At 72.3% G+C, this 4,517-nt stretch carries 7 protein-coding genes; 4 read left to right on the forward strand and 3 right to left on the reverse strand.

Annotation, left to right across the window (positions count from 1 at the left end; translation table 11 throughout):
• On the forward strand, positions 1 to 737 hold a 737-nt coding region (locus tag E1284_RS38700), incomplete at its 5' end, for a dihydrolipoamide acetyltransferase family protein (protein WP_131945106.1).
• A 9-nt stretch (positions 738 to 746) separates the two neighbouring features.
• On the opposite strand, the gene E1284_RS38705 is transcribed toward E1284_RS38700, so the two are convergent.
• Positions 747 to 1,532, reverse strand: a complete 786-nt coding sequence (locus tag E1284_RS38705) for an SDR family NAD(P)-dependent oxidoreductase (protein WP_243715006.1) — start codon at positions 1,530 to 1,532, stop codon at positions 747 to 749.
• A gap of 56 nt (positions 1,533 to 1,588) precedes the next feature.
• On the opposite strand from E1284_RS38705, the gene E1284_RS38710 reads away from it, so the two are divergent.
• From E1284_RS38710 to E1284_RS38720, 3 genes are all read left to right on the forward strand, one after another.
• Positions 1,589 to 1,849 (forward strand): hypothetical protein, encoded by a 261-nt coding sequence (locus E1284_RS38710; RefSeq protein WP_131945107.1) that lies wholly within the window; start codon positions 1,589 to 1,591, stop codon positions 1,847 to 1,849.
• Between the two features lie 122 nt (positions 1,850 to 1,971).
• Complete coding sequence (gene pnuC, locus E1284_RS38715; RefSeq protein ID WP_131945108.1) at positions 1,972 to 2,622, forward strand: nicotinamide riboside transporter PnuC; 651 nt, start codon at positions 1,972 to 1,974, stop codon at positions 2,620 to 2,622.
• Complete coding sequence (locus tag E1284_RS38720) at positions 2,619 to 3,728, forward strand: AAA family ATPase (RefSeq protein WP_131945109.1); 1,110 nt, start codon at positions 2,619 to 2,621, stop codon at positions 3,726 to 3,728. The genes pnuC and E1284_RS38720 overlap by 4 nt, the downstream gene beginning before the upstream one ends.
• Positions 3,729 to 3,743: 15 nt before the next feature.
• Here the strand turns inward: E1284_RS38720 and E1284_RS38725 are convergent, their stop codons facing one another.
• Both E1284_RS38725 and E1284_RS38730 read right to left on the reverse strand, forming a co-directional pair.
• Entirely contained in the window at positions 3,744 to 4,034 is a 291-nt protein-coding gene (locus E1284_RS38725; protein WP_131945110.1) for a hypothetical protein, read from the reverse strand.
• Positions 4,031 to 4,333, reverse strand: coding sequence for a hypothetical protein (locus E1284_RS38730; protein WP_131945111.1), 303 nt, complete (start codon positions 4,331 to 4,333; stop codon positions 4,031 to 4,033). Before E1284_RS38730 ends, E1284_RS38725 begins: the two co-directional genes overlap by 4 nt.
• Positions 4,334 to 4,517: the final 184 nt, after the last annotated feature.

Genomic DNA, 4,517 nt, shown 5'->3' on the forward strand with positions numbered 1-4,517 from the left:
CGGCTCCCCCCGCCGCGCCGTCGGCACCGTCCGCCCAGGCGCGCGCGGAGGACGCGGACGTCGAGGCCGTCCCGCTGAACCGCTTCCAGAAGGTGGCGGCCAAGCGGCTGACCGAGAGCAAGCGCGACGCGCCGCACTTCTACCTGAACCGCACGGTGGACGCCGAGGCGCTGCTGGCCTTCCGCAAGACGCTGAACGAGGCGCTCGCCCCGGCCAAGGTCAGCGTGAACGACCTGATCGTGAAGGCGGTGGCGACCGGGCTGCGCGAGCACCCGGCGGTGAACGTCTCCTACACCGAGGAGAACCTGCTCTTCCACAAGCGCATCAACGTGGGCGTCGCGGTGGCGGTCGAGGACGGCCTCATCGTGCCCGTCGTCAGGGACGCGGACCGCAAGAGCGTCTCGCAGATCGGCGCGGAGACCCGCGAGCTCGCCGGAAAGGCCCGCGAGGGCAAGCTCTCCCTGAACGAGATGAGCGGCGGCACGTTCAGCGTGAGCAACCTCGGCATGTTCGGCGTCGACTCGTTCTCCGCGGTGATCAACCCGCCGGAGGCGGCGATCCTCGCGGTCGGCGCCGTCCGCGACGAGCCCGTCGTCCGCGACGGGGAGGTCGTCCCCGGCAAGCGCATGGCGGTGACCCTGTCGGTCGACCACCGCGCCACCGACGGCGCCACGGCGGCCCGGTTCCTGGACCGCCTGGCGGACCTGCTGGAGAACCCGCTGCTGATCGTGGCGTAGCGGGACGGGCTAGAGCATGACCCGGCCGCCCGCGATGTCGAGCGTGAGGCCGGTCAGCCAGCCGGACTGGGACGAGGCGAGGAAGAGGGCGGCGGCCGCGACGTCGCCCGCCTCGCCCAGCCTGGCGATGGGGTGCGCGGCGGCGACCGCCTCCTGCACCTCCGGGGGCATGAACCGGGCGGTCCGCTCGGTGCGGATGGTGCCCGGGGCCACGCAGTTGACGCGGACACCGTCGGCACCGGCCTCGGCCGCCACGTGCCGGGTGAGCGCCTGGACGCCGGCCTTCGCCGCCTCGTAGGCGACCGGCGCGCCCCACGGGTTGCCCAGTTCGCGGCCGCCTCCGCCGGGCAGGTTCGTCGGCAGGCGCCCGGCCGACGACGACATCGTGATGATCGAGCCGGCCTTCCGCTCCTGCATGCCGGGCAGGAACGCCTTCAGCGTGAGGAAGGTCGCGGTGAGGTTGCCGTCGACGACCGAGCGCCATTCCTCCTCCGTCATGGCGGCGGTCGGACCGGGGCGGGCGATGCCGCCGCCCGCGAAGGCGCACAGGACGCCGGCCGGGCCGAGTTCGCCCTCGATCCGGCGGCGGGCGGCCTCCACCGCGGCGAGGTCGGTGACGTCGGCCGCCGCGCCCACCCCGCCGACCTCCTCGGCGACGCCGTCGAGGGCCTCCTGGTCGCGTCCGATGACGGCGACCTTCGCGCCCTCCGCGGCGAACGCGCGGGCGGTGGCGGCGCCGATGCCGCGCGAACCGCCGGTGATGACCGCGACCGTTCCGTTGAGCTCGGGATACACGGGTCCTCCTGCGATCGTGTCGGGGGACGATGGACTGAGTGCTCGCTCATTCCAGTTTGAGTGAGTGCTCACTCATTCGTCAAGCGGCCGTCTCCGGCCGGCGGCTGGAGCAGCTCGGGGTCGCGATCCTCGAACGGCAGCGGGTGGAGGCCGCGTACCGGGAGGTGGCCTCGGCGCTGTCCGCGCCGGACGCGCGCTCGGCGACGGGCCGCGCCGCGCGCGGCGACGGTCGCGGCGGCCGCGTCGCGGGGCCGGGTGGTCGTCGCGTCGTCGGCTGCGGACGCTGCCGTCCTCCACGGCGTACCAGCTGTGGCTGATCGGCCCGCGCACGGCGGCCCTGCCGGCCGGGGGCTCCGCGCGCCCGACCACGGCGCCGCTCGTGCTGCTGAATCCGGCCCGACCCTTGTCGTCTTTCTGACGATATGTGATCATTGCGGGCATGTCGGTGCATGTTCCGCTGGGTCCGCTGCTCGACCCCGCCTTCCACCTGGGGTCGGTGCCCACGACGTGGGCGGAGCTGCTCGGCTTCGGGACCGGCGCGGTGAACGTCTGGCTCGTCGTCCGGCAGAACATCCTGAACTGGCCGATCGGCATCGCGAACGTGATCCTGCTCGGCCTGGTGTTCCTGGACGGCGGCCTCTACGCCGACTCCGGCCTCCAGGTCGTCTACGTCGCGCTCCAGGCGTACGGGTGGTGGGTGTGGCTGTACGGCGGGAACGGCCGGGACGCGCTCCCGGTGCGGCGGACGCGGGCGGCCGAGTGGGCGGCGCTCATCGTGGCGGGCGCGGCCGGGACCGCATTCCTGACCTGGGCGCTGTCGGTCTGGACCGACTCCACCGTGCCGTTCTGGGACGCCCTCACCACCGCGATCTCGCTCATGGCGACGTACGGGCAGTCGCGCAAGCTGCTGGAGTCGTGGTGGCTGTGGATCACCGCCGACCTGGTCTACATCCCGCTCTACTTCTCCAAGGACCTCAAGCTCACCAGCGTCCTGTACGTCATCTTCCTGACGCTGTGCGTGTTCGGCCTGCTCGCGTGGCGCCGCGACCTGCACGCCCGCGCCGCGACCCCCGCGCCGGCGGCCGCGTGAGGTACGCGCACGGCCTGGTCATCGGCAAGTTCTATCCGCCGCACGCCGGGCACCACCACCTGATCGACACCGCGGCGGCGGCGTGCGCCCGGGTCAGCGTGGTCGTCGCGGCGTCCACCGTCGAGAGCATCCCGCTCGCACTGCGGACGGCGTGGCTGCGCGAGGCGCACCGGCAGCCGCACGTGGAGATCTTCCCGGCGGTGGACGACGCGGAGATCGACTACGAGTCCGACGAGATCTGGTCCGCGCACGTCGCGGCGTTCCGGGCGGGCCTCGCGATGCGGTCGGGCCTCGGCGTGCCCGTCCCGCCGGTCGACGCGGTGTTCAGCTCGGAGGCGTACGGGCCGGAGCTGGCCGAACGCTTCTCCGCCGTCCATGTGCCGGTCGACCCGGCGCGCGACCGCTTCCCCGTCAGCGGTACCGCCGTGCGGGCCGACCCGCCGGCGGCCTGGGAGTTCCTGTCGCCGCCCGTCCGGGCGTACCTGGCGCGGCGGGTCGTGGTCGTCGGCGCCGAGTCGACCGGGACGACGACGCTGGCCCGCGCGCTCGCCGCGCACTACGCGGCGCGGGGCGGCGTCTGGGCCGCGACCCGCTGGGTGCCCGAGTACGGCCGGACGTTCACCGAGGAGAAGCTGGCCGCCGCCCGCCGCGCCGCCGGCGACCCGTCGCTGTGGCTTGACGACCTGGTCTGGGAGTCGCCGGAGTTCCTGCAGATCGCCGAGCATCACGCGGCCCTGGAGGACGCGGCGGCGCGCTCGGGTTCACCGCTGGTGGTCTGCGACACCGACGCGTTCGCCACCGCCGTCTGGCATGAGCGCTACGTCGGCGCACCGGCGCCCGAGGTGGAGGCCGTCCACGAGCGCGTTTCGCATGCTCTGTGGATCCTGACGTCGCCGGAAGGCGTCCCGTTCGAACAGGACGGCTGGCGCGACGGCGAGTCGATCCGGGCCTGGATGTCGGGCCGCTTCGAGGAGGAACTGGAGAAACGGGGCCTGCCGCACATCACCGTGACGGGCCCCCACGAACACCGCCTGGCCACCGCCGTCGCGGCGACCGACGCCCTGCTCACCAAGGGCTGGACCTTCAGCAACCCGCTGACCCCCTAGCCCTTGGCCCTTGCATCAGTCGACTAGAAGAAGTTCGGTGACGTAGAACTCCCTGATGTCGGCGATCACCAGGTATTCGACGATCCCCTTCACGCCCTCCTTGAGCGAGGAGGAGTAGTGAACACCGACGGTGTCCAGGGGGACTCCCGGGGGCGGGAGGCCCGCGTCGATCGCCTCACCGCCTCGCTTCGCCAGGTCGCAGAGCCGCCGGTTGAGAATGTCCTCCACCGGCTTCGGCACGGCCAGAAGGACATTGACCACCTTCTCGGTGCAGAAGACAGTCCATCCACGACCGTGGAAGGTCATCCGGCGCCGTCACGGCGTTCGAGCCGGCGCTGAATCTCCGAGAGCGGCACGAGGTTGCGCCCGGCCCGCGCGTCGGCGAGCCGCTTCTCCCTGCCCGGGTCCTGGGCCAGCACCGCCTGCCCCCACCAGACGAGCATCACCTCGTCGAGGTCGGCCCCGAACTCGGCGGTCGTGACCTGCTCGATGAACAGCGCGCGCTTGTCCTCGGGCAGCCGCTCGCTGATGCTCTTGATCGTCCGCGGGATCCCGCGGCCGGGGCCCGAGAACGGCAGTGGGGGCTCCAGTGGTTCTGCGCTCATGTCGCTCCTGTCCGTCTGGTTCGGTCCCCGCTCGCCCGTACACCGGGACCCTACTAGCCTCGGGCTTTCACCGGGCGGCGGGTCGAGAGTGACCGTTTAGACAAGAAAAGTGCTCCCGAGCTGGGAGGATAGGGCTTGTCGAGAGTCCTGTCCGCACCAGTCCGAAAGCACTTTTCACGTGAAG

The sequence above is a fragment of the Actinomadura bangladeshensis genome (genome assembly GCF_004348335.1).
Classification (GTDB): Bacteria; Actinomycetota; Actinomycetes; order Streptosporangiales; family Streptosporangiaceae; genus Spirillospora; species Spirillospora bangladeshensis.

Bases quoted from the DNA above. Each gene is read 5' to 3' on its own strand.
- pnuC (WP_131945108.1), top strand. From the start codon at position 1,972: ATGTCGGTGCATGTTCCGCTGGGTCCGCTGCTCGACCCCGCCTTCCAC.
- E1284_RS38725 (WP_131945110.1), bottom strand. From the start codon at position 4,034: ATGACCTTCCACGGTCGTGGATGGACTGTCTTCTGCACCGAGAAGGTG.
- E1284_RS38730 (WP_131945111.1), bottom strand. From the start codon at position 4,333: ATGAGCGCAGAACCACTGGAGCCCCCACTGCCGTTCTCGGGCCCCGGC.